Annotated in this window: 16 protein-coding genes and 1 riboswitch; of the genes, 3 read left to right on the forward strand and 13 right to left on the reverse strand. The window is 45.5% G+C overall.

Annotated elements, in window-relative coordinates; all coding sequences use genetic code 11:
- Nucleotides 1–6 precede the first annotated feature (6 nt).
- From IGI73_RS15020 to IGI73_RS15035, 4 genes are all read right to left on the reverse strand, one after another.
- Nucleotides 7–1,173: an MFS transporter gene (locus tag IGI73_RS15020; protein WP_208769847.1), complete on the reverse strand. Its 1,167-nt coding sequence runs from the start codon at nucleotides 1,171–1,173 to the stop codon at nucleotides 7–9.
- Nucleotides 1,170–3,875 carry an alpha-L-rhamnosidase gene (locus IGI73_RS15025; protein ID WP_208769846.1) on the reverse strand — a complete coding sequence of 902 codons (2,706 nt, stop codon included), beginning with the start codon at nucleotides 3,873–3,875 and terminating at the stop codon, nucleotides 1,170–1,172. The genes IGI73_RS15020 and IGI73_RS15025 overlap by 4 nt, the downstream gene beginning before the upstream one ends.
- Nucleotides 3,876–4,144: 269 nt before the next feature.
- Nucleotides 4,145–5,113: a tRNA dihydrouridine synthase gene (locus tag IGI73_RS15030; protein ID WP_208769845.1), complete on the reverse strand. Its 969-nt coding sequence runs from the start codon at nucleotides 5,111–5,113 to the stop codon at nucleotides 4,145–4,147.
- A gap of 147 nt (nucleotides 5,114–5,260) precedes the next feature.
- Complete coding sequence (locus IGI73_RS15035; protein ID WP_074934167.1) at nucleotides 5,261–5,821, reverse strand: TIGR00730 family Rossman fold protein; 561 nt, start codon at nucleotides 5,819–5,821, stop codon at nucleotides 5,261–5,263.
- 86 nt (nucleotides 5,822–5,907) lie between these two features.
- Here IGI73_RS15035 and IGI73_RS15040 point away from each other — a divergent pair, with 86 nt between their 5' ends.
- A complete protein-coding gene (locus IGI73_RS15040; protein ID WP_142968657.1) occupies nucleotides 5,908–6,249 on the forward strand; it encodes a MazG nucleotide pyrophosphohydrolase domain-containing protein in 342 nt (113 codons plus the stop codon).
- A gap of 149 nt (nucleotides 6,250–6,398) precedes the next feature.
- On the opposite strand, the gene IGI73_RS15045 is transcribed toward IGI73_RS15040, so the two are convergent.
- The 9 genes from IGI73_RS15045 to IGI73_RS15085 form a co-directional block, all read right to left on the reverse strand.
- Nucleotides 6,399–7,412 carry an ABC transporter substrate-binding protein gene (locus IGI73_RS15045; protein WP_005233274.1) on the reverse strand — a complete coding sequence of 338 codons (1,014 nt, stop codon included), beginning with the start codon at nucleotides 7,410–7,412 and terminating at the stop codon, nucleotides 6,399–6,401.
- Complete coding sequence (locus IGI73_RS15050) at nucleotides 7,405–8,187, reverse strand: ABC transporter ATP-binding protein (RefSeq protein ID WP_010748955.1); 783 nt, start codon at nucleotides 8,185–8,187, stop codon at nucleotides 7,405–7,407. Before IGI73_RS15050 ends, IGI73_RS15045 begins: the two co-directional genes overlap by 8 nt.
- Before the next feature lie 4 nt (nucleotides 8,188–8,191).
- A complete protein-coding gene (locus tag IGI73_RS15055; RefSeq protein ID WP_005233272.1) occupies nucleotides 8,192–9,265 on the reverse strand; it encodes a FecCD family ABC transporter permease in 1,074 nt (357 codons plus the stop codon).
- Nucleotides 9,266–9,737: 472 nt separating this feature from the next.
- On the reverse strand, nucleotides 9,738–10,211 hold the full coding sequence (gene ribH / locus IGI73_RS15060; protein ID WP_005230622.1) for a 6,7-dimethyl-8-ribityllumazine synthase: 474 nt from the start codon (nucleotides 10,209–10,211) through the stop codon (nucleotides 9,738–9,740).
- 21 nt (nucleotides 10,212–10,232) lie between these two features.
- The gene (gene ribB / locus IGI73_RS15065) at nucleotides 10,233–11,444 is read right to left on the reverse strand and encodes a 3,4-dihydroxy-2-butanone-4-phosphate synthase (protein WP_375847497.1); all 1,212 of its coding nucleotides are present in this window, start codon (nucleotides 11,442–11,444) and stop codon (nucleotides 10,233–10,235) included.
- Nucleotides 11,422–12,009, reverse strand: coding sequence for a riboflavin synthase (locus IGI73_RS15070; RefSeq protein ID WP_005230617.1), 588 nt, complete (start codon nucleotides 12,007–12,009; stop codon nucleotides 11,422–11,424). Before IGI73_RS15070 ends, ribB begins: the two co-directional genes overlap by 23 nt.
- Nucleotides 11,994–13,070: a bifunctional diaminohydroxyphosphoribosylaminopyrimidine deaminase/5-amino-6-(5-phosphoribosylamino)uracil reductase RibD gene (ribD, locus tag IGI73_RS15075; RefSeq protein ID WP_016608485.1), complete on the reverse strand. Its 1,077-nt coding sequence runs from the start codon at nucleotides 13,068–13,070 to the stop codon at nucleotides 11,994–11,996. Before ribD ends, IGI73_RS15070 begins: the two co-directional genes overlap by 16 nt.
- Nucleotides 13,071–13,182: 112 nt before the next feature.
- A riboswitch (FMN riboswitch) is annotated at nucleotides 13,183–13,321 on the reverse strand.
- A 194-nt stretch (nucleotides 13,322–13,515) separates the two neighbouring features.
- Nucleotides 13,516–16,164, reverse strand: coding sequence for an HAD-IC family P-type ATPase (locus IGI73_RS15080; protein WP_208769843.1), 2,649 nt, complete (start codon nucleotides 16,162–16,164; stop codon nucleotides 13,516–13,518).
- A 340-nt stretch (nucleotides 16,165–16,504) separates the two neighbouring features.
- Nucleotides 16,505–17,140 carry an NAD(P)H-binding protein gene (locus tag IGI73_RS15085; protein WP_208769842.1) on the reverse strand — a complete coding sequence of 212 codons (636 nt, stop codon included), beginning with the start codon at nucleotides 17,138–17,140 and terminating at the stop codon, nucleotides 16,505–16,507.
- 600 nt (nucleotides 17,141–17,740) lie between these two features.
- Here IGI73_RS15085 and IGI73_RS15090 point away from each other — a divergent pair.
- Both IGI73_RS15090 and IGI73_RS15095 read left to right on the forward strand, forming a co-directional pair.
- Nucleotides 17,741–18,742 carry a bile acid:sodium symporter family protein gene (locus tag IGI73_RS15090; protein WP_010748949.1) on the forward strand — a complete coding sequence of 334 codons (1,002 nt, stop codon included), beginning with the start codon at nucleotides 17,741–17,743 and terminating at the stop codon, nucleotides 18,740–18,742.
- Nucleotides 18,678–19,778 (forward strand): iron-containing alcohol dehydrogenase family protein, encoded by a 1,101-nt coding sequence (locus tag IGI73_RS15095; RefSeq protein ID WP_096741884.1) that lies wholly within the window; start codon nucleotides 18,678–18,680, stop codon nucleotides 19,776–19,778. Before IGI73_RS15090 ends, IGI73_RS15095 begins: the two co-directional genes overlap by 65 nt.
- The last annotated feature ends 151 nt before the right edge of the window (nucleotides 19,779–19,929 follow it).

Consider the following 19,929-nt stretch of genomic DNA (forward strand, 5'->3'; position numbering starts at 1 on the left):
AATCATTTAGTTATTGGCTACCTGCTTTCTTTTTCGTAAAATATCCACAAAGAAAATCACCGTTAACATAAGAAAGCCAGCACCAGCAATTCCTAAAGCAAAACTTGCTGTGGTGTTTCCAAAAATACGAGCGAAAAAAGAGCTAATATAAGGGGAAGAAAAAGACCCTAGATTCGAGCCGACCATCCCCACCGAAACTGCTAATGTTTCTGATCCTTTTGGTGCAGCGCCCAGCAAAGCACCAAAGATGTAAGGAATGAACAAAGATAAACAAAATCCAATCAACACAAGATAACTTGTCACTGCATAGATGTTAGTAGCCATCGAAAGCAAAAAGAAACTGATCGTTGCCACTCCCCCACCAACCACAGGGGTAAATTGGCGAAAAATCTGAAAGAACTTTCCGTACACTAAGCCACTAATAAACCCTGCTAACGTCATTAAGGAGAGTGCTGTCCCTAGAAAATTAGCATGCGCCATCTGCTGTTCGCTGACCAAAGAGCCTACTTTTGTAAAGACGACCATTACCATTGCCAAGAGCGCAAAGAGGCCAGCTGCATAAAAAAACGTTGGCAGATTGATCTGTTGTTTTGTCTTTTTCGTCTGTTGAGAAGCTCCTTGAGTCTCTGGTACAACAAACTGAAATAAGATCAAGAGAGGCAATGCCAATAAGTAGACGGCAAAAGCATAATGCCAATTGACAGTTGCAAGGATCCCTGCTAAAAACGTTGCAAAACTTGATCCTATACTTTGGGCAGCGCTTTGAAACCCAATCAGCGCTTGCTTTTCATCACCTTCATAAAAATCGTTGATCAAACTTACAGCTAAAGAGTTGTAACAGCCTAGACCTGCCCCAAAAATAAAGCGAGACAGATAAATCAACGTAAAATTCTGGGTAAATAGGGGAAACACACCACCAACCAAAGAGAGCAACAAGCCTAGCATAACAGTTTTCTTGCTTCCAATTTTTGATGAAATAAAACCGCTTAACAAGACAAAAATCATCATGGTAAAAGAGGGGACGGTCACTAAAGATTCAATTGTCGTTTGGCTGATATCTGGAAAATTAGCTTGAATCATAGGAATTGTCATGGAAATAGCATTCGCCGATGTTAGTAATAAAGAGATTGACAAAAGCGTTAACTTAAATAGGAAACCTCGTTTTTTCGTCATTTATTTTCTTTCCTTTCTAATTCATAACGTATATGATAGGTGCCTGATCCCACGAAGACTGTGAGATCATTTGGTCCTTCTTGTACCGATGGATACTCTGCTTCATGTTCCACATATTTCGCAATGCCGATATCAACGACTGTGCGCCCTGATCTGTGACCAAATCGCTTTGGCTGCCAGGTTTCACTGATTTCTCTTTGCACGTTTTCTTGATCAGCTACTGATGGTAAAACGATCTCTGCTTCTGTATTAGCAGGTACTACAACCGTTAGTTCATAAGTCTCTTCGTTTCGTTTCCAACTACTGCACAAGGAACCAAACATCGTTTCTAATGAAGCATTGCAATGTGTTAAGTGCTGAGATAACTTAGGAGCAATAATTGATTGCTGATAACCCGGAGCTTTTACCTTAATGCCGGCGATTGTTTCATACATCCAATTACCAATCGATCCATATGCATAATGGTTAAACGAATTCATCCCATCATCCCAAAACGTTCCGTCATTTTTGATTCCATCCCAATGCTCCCAAACCGTTGTCGCTCCTTTTTCTACTTGGTACAACCATGAGGGAAGATCTTTGTTAAAAAGTAACTGGTAGGCTAAATCTAAATGACCATTTTCCGAGAGAACGTGGCAGATATAGGGACTCCCAATAAAGCCTGTATCGAGGTGCCGATCTTTTTGTTCAATCAATTCTACTAGTCGATTGACAATAGAAAGCTTTTGCCCTTCTGGATAAAGTTCGAACATCAGGATAAGAATATGGGCTGTTTGAGTATCGCTAGTTAACCCATTATCTGTAACATAAGTTTCTCCTATTTTCGTTTTGACTGTGCGATACAGCTCATCATAAATCTTGTATTCTTGATACTTCCCTAATATGCGAGCAGTGTTTGCAACGATTCTGGTAGAATAAGCAAAATAGCAAGTAGCAACGAGTGTTTCATCCGTTGCGCCAAAAAAACTGCCTTCTTCTGCATCCAGCGCTAACCAGTCCCCAAGTTGCAATCCCGTATTCCACAGCGCTTCTTCGGGCCCTTGTCCTCGGATGTAATCCACCCAAGCTTTCATACTGTCAAAGCTTTCTTCTAAGATTTGGCGATCCCCGTATCGTTGATACATTTCCCACGGTACAATCGTTGCAGCATCCCCCCAAGCTGCGGTTGTTCTTGCAGCATTATCTGCAAAGACCCCTTTTAAGACATCCGGAACAACAAAGGGAACTGAGCCATCTTTCATTTGAGAAAAGCGTAAATCTTTCAACCACTTATAAAAGAATTGATACGTATCCATATTAAAGCTAGCCGTAGGAAAGAAAATTTGTGCATCAGCAGTCCAGCCTAGCCGTTCATCTCTTTGCGGGCAATCGGTAGGGACATCTAAAAAATTTCCTTTTTGTCCCCAAAGAATATTGTGCTGTAGTTGGTTAATTGCTGCATCAGAGGTCTCGAAAAGGCCAGTCTTTGGCATGTCAGAATGTAAAACCACACCTGAGAAATCTTCTTTTTTGATGCCTTCAGGAAAGTTTTCTAAATGAACATAACGGAAGCCATGAAAGGTGAACATCGGCTCGATCGTTTGAACAGAACCGTCTAATGTATACGTATCTGTTTGTTGGGCATCCCGTATATTGCCACGATAAAAATTACCGTCTCGATCTAACACCTCTCCGTGTATCAAACGAACGACTTGATTCTTTTCTCCTTTAATCGTAAAACGCACCCATCCCACCATATTTTGTCCCATGTCTAAAACCAGACGCCCTGAAGGATCACGGAACAAATCAATCGGGGTCAATTCCTCTTGCTTTCGTACTGGCTCATTTTCTTGATTGGTTAATTGTTTTTTCGAATAAGATATCGCTTTCAAATGACCGTTATACTTTCTTTCTAGAAGAAGATTTTGCTCCTCGCCATTGTATAAATCAGCAAAAAGCCATTGATTGCTATACTCCTGCCACGTTTCATCACTACCGATTATTTCGGTGGATCCATCTGCATAAGTCAGTTCAATCTGAGCAATAAATGCATTAAAGTTTCCATAAGTGTCTTTCTTTTTCTCCCAACCAAGATAGCCGCTATACCATCCTTCCGCAACGGTTATTTGCACTTCGTTTTGGCGCTGCAACTGCGAAGTGATGTCATAAACTTGATATTGAATACGATCGTTATAGTCTGTCCAGCCTGGAGTAAAATAATCATCCCCAATTTTCATTTGATTTAATTCTGCAAAATAGATACCCAGAGCACTGAGATAAATTCTGGCTTTCACAACTTCTTGTTGAATCGTAAACTTGTAAGCACCTGTAAACGGTTTTATTTTCCCTTGTTCAACAATGGGACATTTTGTTGTCACCCAATCGGCTTGCCAATCACCTGCTTCAAGCAAGCCTGTCTCAAAATGAGTTACTCCCCAATCACTTTCTTGTCCAGTGCTCGCCAGACTTTTTACCCGTACATGATAGGTTTGTCGAGAAGCCAGCTTGGGGCCTTTATATGGGATATTCGTTGATTGCTCGCTCCACTCATTGTGATGCCAGATAACCGTTTTAAACTCATTGTCTAATGATAGTTGCAAATCATACCGTTTTTGTTTAATATTCCTATCTTCCGAATCGATTTGCCACGAAAAACTTACTTGTTCTCCGCCAACACCAATTGGTGCTTCTAAGTGATTGATTATTATCTTCCTGATATTCATGGAATTCCTCCTTTTTTTTCTTATTTTAAGCAAGATAGAAAACGGATACAATTCACTTTTCACCGATATTAATTGAACTATCTACAGATAAGAAACATAGTTGCTTCACTATCGATCAATGCAAAAACAAAAAAGCAGTCCCATTTTTCGAATAAAAGAAAAAGGGAACTGCTTTATTATGTTTACATTTATTAATAATCACCCGTTCAGCAAACGATCATCTTACTTTCGATCTATTTCACTCGTCTTTCTTTAAGGAGCAGCCTAAGTTATTCTGTCTTTCCCTCAGCAAACTCTGCCAGCAGTTGCCGAACTTCATCCGTTGATTTGGTATTCATCAATTTTGCCCGCAAATCACTGGCTCCAGGGAAGCCTTTGACATAGATTTTAAAGAAACGATGCAATCCTGCGATCGAGCGTGGCACCATTTTGGCGTAATGGTCCTGCAGATCTAATTGCAGCTGCAACAAGCCTAATAGCTCTTCTGAGGTATGCTCTTTCGGTTCTTTTTCAAAGGCATAGGGATTCTTGAAAATACCCCGGCCGATCATGATTCCGTCTACGCCATATTTTTCTGCTAGCTCCAAACCTTTGGTACGATCAGGGATATCGCCGTTGATCGTCAGCTTCGTTTGTGGGGCGATTCTATCCCGCAAGGTAACCACTTCAGGAATCAATTCCCAATGAGCATCGACCTTGCTCATTTCTTTGCGGGTTCGCAAATGGATCGAAAGGTTGGCGATATCCTGTTGCAGGACATGGGTCAACCAGGCTTCCATTTCTCCTAGTTCGGTATAGCCCAGACGCGTCTTGACGCTGACCGGCAAGCCGCCAGCTTTGGCTGCTTGGATCAGCTCAGCCGCAACGTCCGGTCGCAAGATCAAGCCGCTGCCTTTGCCTCGTCCGGCAACGTTTGGCACTGGGCAGCCCATATTTAAGTCGATCCCTTTAAAGCCCATCTCGGCTAATCCGATACTCATCTCACGGAAATACTCTGGCTTGTCGCCCCAAATGTGTGCCACCATCGGTTGCTCATCTTCGGTGAAGACTAAACGTCCTCGCACACTGTCGCGTCCTTCTGGATGGCAGTAACTATCGGAGTTGGTAAATTCCGTAAAGAAAACATCTGGTGCGCCGGCAGCTTGAACGACATGCCGAAAAACGACATCAGTGACATCTTCCATTGGTGCTAGGATAAAAAAAGGCTTCGGCAATTCAGCCCAAAAATTTGTTGTCATGATTTACGCTCCATTTCTTTGTCCAAGGATCTTCTTTTATGACCCCCACTTGCAAAACAAACCCCATTATACTAAGAATGCGTCAAAGAAGCAAAAGAGCAAGACGACACCCGCCGGTGCTTCGCCTTGCTCTTTTGCAACAGACGCTTAATATTGCCGAATAACTGGCGGTTCGTAGGCTTGAATAAAGGCTTCAAGCTCCTTCGTTGTTTGCGCAAAGCCAATTTTTTCGCGATCGGCCTGCGTCAAGAACTCATTTTCCACCATATTGTCATACAAGGCTCTCGTTGCGCGGTAAAAATTGTTCACATCATAAAAAGCACACGGATTCGGGTTCTGACCGATTCTTGACCATGAGATCATCTCCGTGATTTCTTCCAGCGTACCAGGACCGCCTGGTAGTGCGACAAAGGCCTGAGATAATTCGAACATTTTCCGTTTTCTTTCTGACATCGTCTCGACGACATGGAGCTCGGTCAATCCAGGATGTGCTAGTTCCCGATCTTTTAAAAAGGTTGGGATCACCCCGATCACCTGACCGCCATTTTCTAAGACAGCATCTGCCAATACGCCCATCAAGCCTGCTTTTCCGCCACCATAAACTAGCGTATTTTTCCGTGAAGCGATCCACTGCCCCAATTCTTGAGCGGCTGTTGCAAAACTAGGTTCATTACCGACACTGGCACCACAATAGACTGCAATTTTCATAAAACTCTCCATCATCCTTCTCAATCATTTTGAAATAGTATATCATGATTCTGATAAAGGTTCTGGGAAAGGATGGAAAAAAATTTATGAACATTGAGGAGTATCAACGATTTATCAGTGACTTCTACAAAGCCCGCAATTGGTATCAGTACGATCCGTTTATTCGGGCGAATTTTTTAGCAGAGGAAGTTGGGGAAGTGAGCCGTGCCATTCGGACATTGGAGATCGGTCGTGACCGTCCCGATGAACAAGAAGGCTTGCCAGAAGAAAAACTGGCAAACCTGACGGAAGAATTGGGCGATGTACTGGATAACTTATTTATTCTCGCTGATAAATACGATATTTCTCTAGAGATGATCATGCAAAAACACAAAGAGAAGCTATTGTCTCGCTATCAAATGGACCATATGACAGAAAAAAACAGCTAACGGGTTACTTGTTGCGGAACGGGCAGCGGCAAAGGTTGCTTTTCCCAAATACAAAAAACCAACGTTTCTGTGGTCGATCGGCCAGTGAAACGTTGGTTTTCTTCTATTATATAAAAAGTTGGTTCTCCTTTTTATGCAATAGGAGGTGTTTATTGTGCCATTTGCTCTACCAGTTCTTCCAATCCAGTCAAGGCTTGGTAGCCGTAGCCAAAGAGATAATTGTAGTCCATGCTGTAGACTTGTTTGTTTTTGATGGCTTTCATGCTGGAGAGTTTGTCATTTTTGTACAAGCCTTCAATGATTTCTTGACCAGAAACACTGCCTTCGATCGTTGACCAGTCACCGACGATCAAGACATCGGGATCCGTTTCGATCAAGGTTTCGACACTGACTTCTCCTGAATAGTCTTGAAACACATTGTTCAGTTTGATCATGTCAAAGTTGCTGTTGAAAAAAGACTCGTCTTGAGCGGCATAGACACTGACCACACTTGGATCAGACATAAAGAGATGGGCAAAGGTTTGCTCTTCTTTGTCTGCTACTTTTTCTTCCAAGGCACTCTGGCGATCCTTTAATTCTTTTTCAAAAGCAGCGGCTGCCTCAGGGACATTGAAGAGCTTACCAAGGTTTTCAATGTCTTGATAAACGGAATCAAATGTTGCACCAGTGACAGAGGTTTCTTGGACGTAAGTCGGAATGCCCATCTCGTTCAAGGAATCAACGGTGCCGACGCCCCAATCTTGATTATCGAAAAGTCCCCCGCGGCCAAAAATCAAATCCGGATCCACACTGAGCGCCGTTTCTTTACTGATATAGTCGCTGCCCAGGTCGTTTAGTTCTGCATAATCAGCAGCAACTTCCTCATCGGCGGCACCAAAGGTTGCACCGACACCCGCAATCTGATCCTTGAGGCCGAGATGCAGCAGCAATTCCGCTGCTGGTCGTGTGTTGGCTACGACTTTTTTTGGTGCCTCATTAAAGGTTTGGTCCTTGGCAGTCCACTGCGTACCGCCTTCTGCTTTGGTGTAGTTGCTGATGGTTAAGGGATACGTACTTTCTGCCTGCGAGGAAGAAGCCGAAGTTCCTTCATCCTTCGTATTGCCGCAAGCGCTTAATGTAAAGACTGCCAATCCTACCCCAATCATTTTTCCCCATTTATTCATCTGTTTGCTCCTTTTCAAAATAATAATGAAACCCTAATCCGCCTGTGATCGGATGATGGTAAATACTGCATTTCACGCCATAGATTTCTTCGATCAGTTCTTCTGTCAGCAACGTTTCTGGTTCGCCATATCCTACGACCCGACCATCTTTTAAGGCATAGATGATGTCGCAATAGTTAGCTGCTTGTTCCAAATTGTGCAGCGCCGCCAACAAGCCAATCTTCAGATGCTTGACGGTTTCTAAGATTTCCAGTTGATATCGGATATCCAAATGATTGGTCGGCTCATCGAGAATCATAAATTTCGGTTCTTGGGTGATGGCACGAGCAAGGACGACCCGCTGTTTTTCGCCTCCTGATAATGAGAGATAGCTGCGTTTTCTGTAGGCACTTAACCCTGTTTTGGCTAAGGCTTCAGTGACCAGCTCATGATCGGCTTTGGTGTCTTGTTCCAACAACCCCTTGTGGGGCGTGCGGCCTAAAAGCACCATCTGTTCTACTGTTAAATCAAAGCTCAACTCATTGAACTGACTGACGACGCTGACTTGCTGGGCGACTTTTTTTTCGGAACTTTTCAAAATATTCATCTCACCCAAATAAATGTCGCCGCTGTCAGGTTTCAACGTTTTGTAGATAGCTTTTAACAATGTAGATTTGCCGCTGCCGTTGGAACCAATCAAGCCGACAAATTGCCCCTGTGCGGTTTGGACGGAGATGTCTTTTAGTATCTGCTGATCCCCGATCGTCAGATTGAGCTTTTCAACTGCTAATTTCATTCCGTCACCCCCCAAAGTTGTATTGCCGTTTGACAATGATATAGATAAAGATCGGTGCACCGATCAGCGCTGTAATGATCCCGATCGGCAGTTCGACTCCTTGCAGAGTCGAGCGGGCGATCACATCCGCCCAAATCAAAAACAACGCGCCTGTCAAAGCGGTCAAAGGCATCAACAGGCGATGATCCGACCCGCTGACTCCACGTACGATATGAGGAATGATCAAGCCGACAAAGCCGATCATACCAGAATTCGCAACGATGATACTGGTTAATAGCGCTGCTAGCAGCATGTAAAAACGACGATAGAAGGTCAGCTTGACCCCTAAGGTGGAGGCAACTTCATCTCCCAGCAAAAGCGTATTCAAAACACGGTATTGCGTCAGGAAGAACAGCGTGATCAAAGAAACCAGAACCACGATAAAGCCCAATTTGTTCCAAGAAGCCGAGGCTAAGCTGCCCATCGACCAAAACGCCACAGTCTTCATCCCTTCTGCATTGCTAGCCAGATAGATGATCAAGTTTGAAACAGAGCTGCATAAGGCACTGACGATCGTCCCCGACAGCACAAGTTTTGTGGAAGTCATTTTCCCACCGATACTGGCAAGCAGCAGCACCAAAATAGTGGCAATCCCCGCTCCTGCAAAGGCACCAAACGATAAGCCCAGTTGTAAGACTAGCGCCGAGCCGCCAAAACCGACTAAGATGGCGAAGGTCGCCCCTAAGGATGCGCCAGAAGAGATTCCTAAGATATAGGGATCTGCCAGCGGATTTTGGACCACCGCTTGCATCACTGCCCCGCTGATCGCTAACCCCATGCCTACAAAAATAGAGAGCAAGACCCGCGGTGCCCGAACAAACCAGACGATATTGATGTTTGCGTCTGAAATGCCTGAAAGATCACCAACCAATCCATGGCTGATTTTATAGAAGAGAATTTGGTAAACTTCGCCAAGGGTGATATTGGCTTGACCGTTTGCCAAAGCAACTCCTGCAGATAAGAGAATGGCGACAACTAAAACACAGCAAATGATTGTCGAAACCATCCAACGATTTGATTTAATCAACCCTACCGACATGTGATTCTCCTTTATTCAGCACGACTCCCTCCTGATTTCACAGCAAAAACAACCTTGACTGTTGCCTCGCCGTCATCATAAAAGAAGCATCTGTGCGTTTTTTCGCTTATAACAGTTCTTCTCATGAAAAGCGCCAAAGCCATGTGCTGCTTTGACATCTATTTGCAAATGAGAATCACTCTCAATGAATAGAGTCATTATAAGGAACCTTTTGTGAAATGTAAATAATTTTCTGAAAATTTCCTTAAATAAGAGTTATTCTAATGTTCGTGATTGATTGGGCGTTTTCCTCTCCATTGACCTATCGAAAATACGGTACCCGTGAAGAAGCGAATCCTTTGGCATAATAATCAAGTGTTTTTTTATGATGAAAAAAAGACAGACTTCATTTTGTACGAAGTCTGTCTCCAGTCTGATGCCTATGCTCAGGCAGGCTTGTTCTTGCTAGCTTCCCTTTGTTCGAACGTGAAACCTATGCGTTGCCAAGGATTTGCTGATTCAACGAAATCATCTCCAAAAGACCTTGAGCGGCTTCGCTGCCTTTGTTGCCAGCTTTGGTTCCCGCCCGTTCAATGGCTTGTTCGATCGTTTCAGTCGTCAACACACCAAACATGATCGGAATGTCGGCATTCAGACCAATTTGGGCTACGCCTTTCGCCACTTCATTTGAGATCAATTCATAGTGGGTCGTTGCTCCGCGAATCAAGGCACCTAATGTCACGATCCCATCGTATTGCTTGTGGTCAACGATTTTTTTGGTAATATACGGAATCTCATAAGCACCTGGAACCCAATACACATCGATATTTTCTGCTTTGACTCCATGACGCAACAAATTGTCTTTGGCGCCTTCCACTAACTTGGAAGTGATAAACTCGTTGAATCGTGAAACTACGATCCCTACTTTGACTGCCTCTCCCTGAAACGTTCCTTCAAATACTGTCATCGTTCATTCTCCTTTGGTTGATTAAATAGATAGGTAATGGTGAAACTTTTCTTTCTTCGTTTTCAAATAGCTGCTATTTTCTTTATGCGCAGGCATCTCCAGCGGTACTCGTTCTGCTACCTTGATCCCTAAGCTTTCTAATTCCTTCACTTTGTCAGGGTTGTTGGTCATCAATTGAATCTCCTGCACTTCTAAGGAACGTAAAACATCAGCGGCAAACGTGTAATGACGGGCATCTGCTGCAAACCCTAATGCAATATTTGCTTCATAAGTATCCATGCCTTGTTCCTGCAGCTGATAGGCACGGAGCTTGTTCCGCAAGCCAATACCGCGGCCTTCTTGGCGTAGATACAAAATCGCACCGCGGCCTTTTGCTTCGATCTGCCGCATCGCTTCTTGCAGCTGTTCGCCGCAATCACAGCGATGAGAGCCGAAGACGTCGCCTGTTAAACACTCTGAATGGATCCGTAGTAACAGCGGCTCGGTAGTATGTTGAATCTCGCCTTTGGCTAATAAAAGGTGTTCATTGCCGAACTCATCTTCAAATAAGGTCAATTGGAACGCCCCAAAAGCCGTTGGCAGATCCACCGTGATAGGCGTGGTTCCTCGTAGATATTCCGCCAACTCATCAATGGTCAAAAACGGCAGCTGCCATTTTTCTGCTAATTTTTTCAATTCTGGGACCCGAGCCATCGTGCCATCTTCATTTAAAATCTCACAAATGTAGGCTGCTTCCACGCTGCCAGCAAGCTTCGCTAAATCCACAGCCGCTTCTGTATGTCCTCTGCGTTCCAACACGCCGCCAGGTTGAGCGGTCAATGGGAAGATATGGCCAGGGCGATAAAAATCCGCAGCTTGTGACGCAGGATCAGCCAATTTTTCAATCGTCACTGCCCGGTCTTTCGCAGAAATTCCCGTACTCGTCGTCACGTGATCGACACTGATGGTAAACGCGGTGCCAAAGGCATCCGTATTATTGGCGGTCATCTCAGGCAATGCCAGCTTTTCAGCGATCGCTTGTGAGATGGGTGCACAGATCAAGCCGCGGCCATAAGTCGCCATAAAATTGACGGATTCTGGCGTTGCGTATTCAGCGATCCCAATCAAATCTCCTTCTGATTCTCGATTTTCATCATCGGCGACAATCACTAAGCCGCCTTTTTTTAACCGTTCCACTGCTTGTTCTACTTTATGCATCGTCTGCCTTCTTTCATTTTCGTTGGTATTTGACATATTTCCCGATCATATCCGTCTCGATATTGACCCACTCCCCTTGTTTCAACTGCCCCAGCGTCGTCTGGTCTTTGGAATGGGGGATCAAGCTAACGGAAAATGCCTGTGCCGTCGTCTGGGTAACCGTCAAACTGACGCCATTGATCGCAATCGACCCTTGCGGAATGATTTCCCCTTGCACACTGACAGGATAAGCAAACGTCAAGATCAAGGCATTTTCCAACTGCTTTTTCTGGATCAAACGGGTCGTTACATCAATATGGCCTGCGACAAAGTGGCCTTCAAAACGCTGCGTTGCTGCCATCGCTCGCTCCAAATTGACTTCGGCACCCACCGAGAGTTGTTTAAAGGTGGTTCGTTGAAAGGTTTCTGGCATGATATCCACCGTAAACGTCGTCGCTTGTTTGGCGATCGCCGTCAAACACGTCCCGTTGATCGCCATACTGTCTCCGATCTGGTAATCCGCCAGTAATCCTTCGGACGCACTGCAAGTTAGCTGGATCGTGCGGCTTTGCTTGCGGATCTCTTTGATGCGGCCTTTTTCCTGAATCAATCCTGTGAACATTCCTCTGGTCTCCTTCCTCGGATGCAAACATCTTCCCCAACTGCAGTCACCGTCACCTCTGTTAGCTGCTGCAGCTGTTTCGGGGTACGCTCACTGGTAAAACTTGCGAGACTATTGCCCCCAAGAAACTTTGGCGCCACATAGGTAATGCTTTCTTGCCACAGTCCGCTGGCTAAAAAGGCATCATGGATCGCAGCGCCTCCTTCTACGTAAAGCGATTGGACCTGTCGTGCGGCAAGCTCCTTCAGCAATGAAACAATTGTCAACTCTTCCAGCTGGATCACTGACACATGAGCTGGCAAATCACTGACAGTTGTCTGCTGCGTAAAAATCCACACAGGTGCCGAATCATCGGCAAACAGTGCCAAATGGGGTTGCGACAGCGTTCGCCCCCGACGGTCTAACACGATGCGAATCGGCGGAAAGCTGGTTTCAACCGTGGTCAATAACGTAGGATCATCCGTCAACACCGTCTGACTGCCCACTAAGATTCCTTGATAGTCTCCACGTTCTTGATGGACGTTTTGCCAAACCGCTGAACCAGTGATCGCACTGCGAGTTAACGCATCATGAGCGATCCGGCCATCTAAAGTGATCGCTTGCTTCAACGCCACGTAAGGTCGCTGATGCCGATGGTAAAAATTATAGTGTGGATTCAAACGGCGCACCGCTGTTTCTTCGATGCCCACCAACACGTCGATGCCCTGTTCTTCTAAAAAGCGCTTGCCTTGTCCAGCCACGATCGGGTTAGGGTCTAACTGGCCGATGACTACCTTTTTGATGCCGCTGTCGATGATCAGCTGGGTGCAAGGCGGCTGTTTTCCTTGATGGTTGCAAGGTTCTAACGTCACGTATAAAGTCGAATTGATTAGGTCTTCGGAGGAATGGCATTGTTCGATGGCGTTTCGTTCCGCATGGGACTGCCCATAGACTAAGTGAGCCCCTTTGGCAATGACCCGTTGCTCTTTGACGATCACAGCGCCCACTAGCGGATTGGTAAAGGTTTGGTAACGCCCTTTTTTGGCTTCTGTGATCGCCAAACGCATGTATTCGTTATGCATCTTCCTTCCTCCTTTCAATAAAAAAATGCCTCGTGAGAATCTCACGAGGCATAGACAAACAAGACCGGCAAAAAATCAATTTTAGACGCACTGCGCCCCTTGAAATTTTGTGGTTTTTCTTCTCCCATCCAGACTTTCACTGTCGGTGCCAGATTCACACTGGCTCCACCGCATAGCTATGCGGGTCACGGACTTCAAGCATTGCGCTTGTCACCGTCGGTCGGGAATTACACCCTGCCCCGAAGAATACTATTCAATTCATGTGCATTTTAGCCCGACCATTTTTGTTTGTCAATAGGCCTGATTACAGGCCAATAGGAATTCCTCTTGGCTTTTTCTTTTGGCAACCCCAAAGCAGCGACAGCAGAAATCCCTTGTCGTTCCGCCACTTTCCTAAGCTGCAGCAAGGCGATTTTGCCTGTAAAAAAACACGAGAAAACCTAGGTTAAATATTTTTTCTCGAACGAAGCCATTTATCAAACTCCGTCACGAGTAAGACGACCATCCCAGAAGCTGCTGAGATGACCCAGCCGATCAAGGACATGTCCTCCGTATGAAAGGCGCTTTGCATAAATGGAACATAGGTCAATAACAGTTGCAGAACCAGCATCACACCAATGATCACGAACGCTTTTGGATTGGTGAAGGAAGCTTTAGAAAACGCTGGTGCACTGGTACGGATGTTGAACAAATAAAAAATCTTACTCAAGACCACGATATTGACCATCATGGTACTAGCAACGGCTTCGCTGACGCCTTGCAGCAAGAGCCAGTCATGGGCGATCAAACTGATGACTGCCATCAAGATCGATACATACGCCATCTGCCAAATATCGTGACGATTCAACAATTTATTGCCTGTCTTTCGCGGTTTGCGGCTCATGATCCCAGACTCTGCTGGTTCAAAGATAAACGCAAACTGGATCGTAATAGCAGAAACCATGTTGATCCACAGCAGTTGTGTCGCCTGCAGCGGCAATTCTTTTTGCATCATGATCGTAAAGGCAATGATCAGCCCTTCGGCAAAAGATGTCGGCAACAGAAACAGAATACTCTTTTTGATGTTGTCATAGATCCTGCGTCCTTCGCGAATCGCTAAGGACATGGTACCGAAATTGTCATCGGTCAAGATCATATCAGCAGAATCTTTGGCTACATCCGTGCCGCTGATCCCCATCGCTACACCGATATCCGCCCGCTTCAACGCAGGGGCATCGTTAACACCGTCCCCTGTCATCGCCGTGACTTTGCCTTTGGCTTGCAGCGCTTTGATAATGTCCAATTTATTTTTCGGTGTGGTTCGTGCAAAGACTTGATTCGTCAAGGCAGCATCTTGAAATTCGGCTTCACTCATCTGATCCAACTCGGCACCAGTCACGACGTGAATCTCATCCGCTAAGCCAAGCTTTTCGCCAATCGCTTTGGCGGTCAGAGGGTGATCGCCAGTGATCATTTTCACTTGAACACCGGCTTGGTTCATTTCCTTCAGGGAGGCAATCACTTCTTCTCGCGGCGGATCGATGATCCCAGCGATCCCTAGTAATTGCAGCCCTTGCTCAAAAATCGTTTCATCAATGTGATCGATCGAAACTTTCTGATAGCCCACTGCTACCACTCGTTTGCCTTCTGCCGACAAGCGGCGGACATGGTCTGTCCAATAGGCTTCATCAAAAGGCGTCGCTTGTTTTTGCACCATTTCAAACAATTTATCTGGGGATCCTTTAACAAATAGCAAGCGTTCCCCCGCAGGGTTTGCCACTAGTTTCGCCATGTAGCGGTTGTCCGAATCAAAGGGCAGCATATCCAGCTCTTGGTAAGCAGGTGCTTGCGGATAGGCAAATTGCTTATGATACAGCGTCAAAAAGGAGCCGTCTGTTGGTTCCCCATTGATCGTCCAGTGATTTCCTTCTGGGACCAGTACCGTATCGTTGGCTTCGTAACCAGCTTCCAAAAACAACTGCAAGGTGTCTTGCGCGTGGACGTCCTCCTGCTTTGGACGAATTTCTCCCACCGGCGCATAGCCGTCACCCGTCACTTCATATTCCTGCTCAGCCAATACGATGTCTTTGACCGTCATTTCGTTTTTGGTCAGGGTACCTGTTTTATCCGTCGCGATCACATCCACTGAGCCTAGCGTTTCAACCGCTGGCAGCGTTTTGATGATGGTGTGCTTGTTTTTTGCCATGTCGCTGACACCCATCGCCAAAACCACCGAGGTCGTTGCTGGCAATCCTTCTGGGATCGAGCCGACGATCATGGTGACAACGGCTAAGGATAAGACAGAGATCGCATAGGTTTGCTGGAACAAACTGACGACAAATAGCAAGACCGCCACGCCCATGATCACATAGGTGATGCCTTTCCCCAGTCCATCGATCTCTTTCATCAACGGCGTTTTTCGTTCTTCCGTTTGATTGACTTCAGCTGAGATTTTCCCGATCTCAGTCTTGACGCCAGTAGCGATCACGATCCCTTTCCCGCTTCCTGACGTCACGGAAGTCGAAGCAAACGCCAAATTCCGTTGTTCCGCTAATGGAGTTGCTTCATCCATTAAGGCATCTGTTATTTTTTCCACCGAATCGGCTTCACCAGTCAAGGCGGATTCTTGGATACGCAAGTTGTCGGCTTCGATGATTCGCAGATCTGCGGGCACATTGTCACCAGCTTCTAGGAATACGACATCCCCTGGAACGACTTCGGCAGCTGGAATATCTTGACGAATCCCATTCCGATAGACCGTGGCTTCTGCTGATAGCATCTCTTTGATCCGTTCTAACGCATCGGAAGCATTCGCTTCTTGGTAATAACCGATCAACGCATTGACCAGCACGACGATGCCAATGATCACGGCATCAGAGAAATGCCCCATCAGCAGCGTTAAGATGGCGGAGAAAATCAAAATGTAGATGATCGTGTTATGGAATTGTCGCAGCAGCAAACGCCACTTGGCGGTTTTTTTAACCGCTAATTGGTTCAATCCGTAGGTTTCTAACCGCTCGGTTACTTGCGCCTCATCTAATCCTTGATCGATTGACGGCACCTGATACTGTTCGATTGTTTCTGACACTGATAACTGAAACTCTTTTTTATTCATTTTTTTCTTCTTCCTTTTCTTTTTCATTGATGGATAACACAAATAAGCCCCTTATTTAGAAACTGCTCCTAAATAACGCGCTGTTGTTTGTCTCCTATTCAATTAAAAAGTAAGGCAAGTCAAAATAGTGTTTCTGCTCACCGTCACTCGAGTCGCTTGACATTCGTTTACCACCCCCTCTAAAGTTAGCAATAAGCGTAACAAACTATTTTTCCAAAGTCAAGAGTCACCGCTTTCAAAAATGAAAAGTGGCTGGCTTCTTCACAAAAAAAGCCGCACGCCAACGATTCGTCGCCGTGCAGCTCCTTCAGTACATTCTCTTCAAGCCCAAAGGCTCGCCTTAAAGCTGATCCAGTGACTCGCTGATGGGGGTTTCCCCAGCTTGGACTTTGATGACTTTTTGATAAGTTGCTGGACGTTCCAGCATTTCACCTAACAAGACGGCGACATCCTCGATGGGGATCGCACCAGAGGTCGTTTCACTGATCTCGATCAAACTAGATCCTGGTGTTTCTTTCAACGCACCCGGCTGCAAAATCGTATAGTCTAGTGCGGTGTTGTCGATCAGCCAGCGATCAGAGAAAAATTTGGCGATCGTGTAATCCATCAATGACGCCATGCCTTCCCTTTGCCACTGTTCAGGTTCTAAGGCATAGGCTGAGCTAAGGTGGATGTAGCGCTTAATTCCTTTTGCTTCAGCGGCTTGCATCACTTTGACCGCACCATACAGATCAGATTGCAGCAAGTCTTTGCCTCGGGAACCCGCCACGAAGTATACCGCTTCCGCATCTGCGAATTTCGCCGCCATCTCTTCCGGTTCCGTGTGTAAATCAAAGAACACGGGGTTGATCGTCTCCGTTTCTGTGATTTTCTCACTGCTGCGCGCACCAGCATAAACGATGTGTCCTTGTTTTTCTAGAAAGGTGATCAATTTTTGGCCTACTCGTCCAGTAGCACCAACGACAAAAATTTTCATTTTCTTTGCTCCTCTCGTTTCTTTTTCCAACTCTTGCTAGTATCATCGTAGGACAAAAACCAAGATCCAACAACTATTCTGTTTCTAAACGAAGGGGAAAAAAGCACAGCACAAACCAATTCTTGCTGTTTTTCCCCATAGAAACCCATGTTTTTAAAAAAACACCCAAAAAAATGAAAAAAATTTTCTCAAACGATTGACAAAGCGTTGACTCTTTTGTAGACTAGGTAGAAATAATTTAAATATTTAGAAAATTCAAAATAAAGAAAAGGACGGTGGCGTATATGACCCGCACCAATGTTAGCAAACGAATTATTTTATTATTATAGTCGGGACTGTTTGATTTTATACATTCAAAGAGTCCCTATTCACATTGCATCCAAAAAGAAGAACAGCTTCTTGAGATGGAGTGTTTTTTTATACCCATTTTCAAGAAAGCGGCCTTTTACAAGCTGACACACAGATGTTAGATAGATCCAAAACGCTCGTTGAACAACTGCTGCCGATTCCCCGCGGTTATGCACTGCACTTATTCTAAAGACCCCTTCTGTTTGGACACTTGATTGGTCAAGCAGAAAAAAGGAAGGATGATTTTTTATTATGAAAACCGTCAACACGATCGCTGCTTTTGTAAACAAGTATTTGATCTACATCATGATTTTATTGATGATCGTCTCTTATTTTTTCCCGCAACCCTTCTTATGGATTCCGCCTCGTACAACGATTCTTTTGAGCATCATCATGTTTTGTATGGGGATGACTCTAAACGTTGCTGCGTTTAAAATGGTCGTCTTACAGCCCAAAGCATTCATCTTAGGGGTGCTTTTCCAGTTCACCATCAGCCCTTTGGTGGCTTACGGCTTAGCGCAGCTGTTTGGTCTTTCTTCCGGTTTGATCATCGGTTTTGTCTTACTAGGCTGCGTTTCTGGCGGAACCGCCAGCAATGTCATGACCTTCATCGGCAAAGGCGATGTCGCCCTCACCGTTTCCATGACCACGGTATCAACCTTGTTAGCGACCGTCGTTACACCCTTTTTGGTTTATGTCTTAGCTGGTCAGTACACCGAGATCTCCTTCTGGGAAATGCTCTTGTCTGTCTTGCAGATGGTGCTTTTGCCGATCATTTTAGGGGTGATCGTCCACAAACTCATTGCCAAGCACATCGAGCGATTTCTGCAATCATTTGTGTTGATTTCTTCCGTCAGTATCTTATTGATCGTTGCAGGAACTGTCGCTCGCAACGGCGCCGTCATCGTCCAATCTGGCTTGATCGTGATTTTCTTAGTCTTGCTCCATAACTTGATCGGCTACGGCGCAGGCTATGGTCTGAGCCGTGTGATGGGCGTCAGTGCCACCCAAGCCAAATCCATCATGTTTCAATTAGGAATGAAAAATACTGGCCTAGCGATCTCGTTAGCCAATGCCCACTTTGCCGCCATTGCTGCAGCCGTTACCCCTGCCGCAGTCGGCATGGTGATCCATCAAATTACCGGACCAATTTTAGCCAATCTCGTGGCCAAGAAAGAAGGAGAAAAGTATGAGTCAAAGTATCTTTTTGCCAAACTACACAATCGGGGCGGACGCCTACGAAAAAGTAAATGACATCGTAAAACCATACGGCACCAATGCCGTGATCATCGGCGGAAAAACCGCCCTTGAAAAAGCTGAAGACAAGATTAAAGCCGCTTTAACGTCAGCAGTCCAAGTGACGGATACCTTGTGGTACGGCGGCAACTCGACCTATGAAAACGTCGATCAGCTGTTAGCTACTCCAAGTGTCCAAGCCGCCGATGTTCTATTCGCCGTTGGTGGCGGCCGCGTCTGCGATACCGTCAAAGTGGTTGGGGAAAAAGCTGGCAAACCAGTCTTCACCTTCCCAACGATTGGCTCCAACTGCTCACCAGTCACCGCGGTCTGTGTCATCTATAAAGAAAACGGCGAGATGCAAGGGTTGTTTTTCCCTTCGCAACCGCCGACCCATGCCTTTATCGACAGTGAGATCATCGCCCAAGCCCCCGACAAGTACTTATGGGCAGGAATCGGCGATGCCCTCTCCAAAGAGATCGAATCGACGTTTTCAGCGCGGGGTGATCAGTTAGATTACACCGATGGGTTAGGCATCCAAATCGGCAAAATGTGCACGGAACGCTTATTGCAATACGGCACACAAGCTTTGAAAGACAGTGCCGCCAATCAGCCGTCTTATGCCATTGAGCAAGTCGTCTTGGATATCATCGTGACCACCGGCTTAGTTTCCGTCTTAGTCATCAATGATTACAACTCCGCCCTTGCCCATTCCTTTTACTACGGAACGACCGTTTTGGAAAAAATGGAAGACTATTTACACGGCGCATCCGTTAGTTACGGCGTTTTGGCCTTGTTGCAGCTCGATCAGCAAGATGCCCTCTTCCAGCGCATCTACGCCTTTATGAAGGAAAACAAACTGCCGGTTTGCTTAGCGGATATGGGCCTTAACGACACCAGCGACCTTGAGGCGATCTTAGACAAAGCAATGACCACCAATGACATCGTCCACGTGCCTTATGAGATCACGCGAGAAATGTTTAAACAAGCAATCCTAGACGTGGAAGCCTATCATGCTAAACAAAACCAAGCAGCATTGGCAGCGGCCAATTAAATGAAACCCTCCAGCAATTCGTTGCTGGAGGGTTTTTGTATGCTCTTTTATCTCTTACGTTTGATTGCAATCGTTTTTGATTTCATTAAAAAGATTCATAGCAAGTTAATACGATACTACTCATTATCTAAGTCTTTAGAAAATATTAAAA

It is taken from the genome of Enterococcus sp. DIV0755f (genome assembly GCF_051713725.1).
GTDB classification, from domain to species: Bacteria; Bacillota; Bacilli; order Lactobacillales; family Enterococcaceae; genus Enterococcus_D; species Enterococcus_D casseliflavus.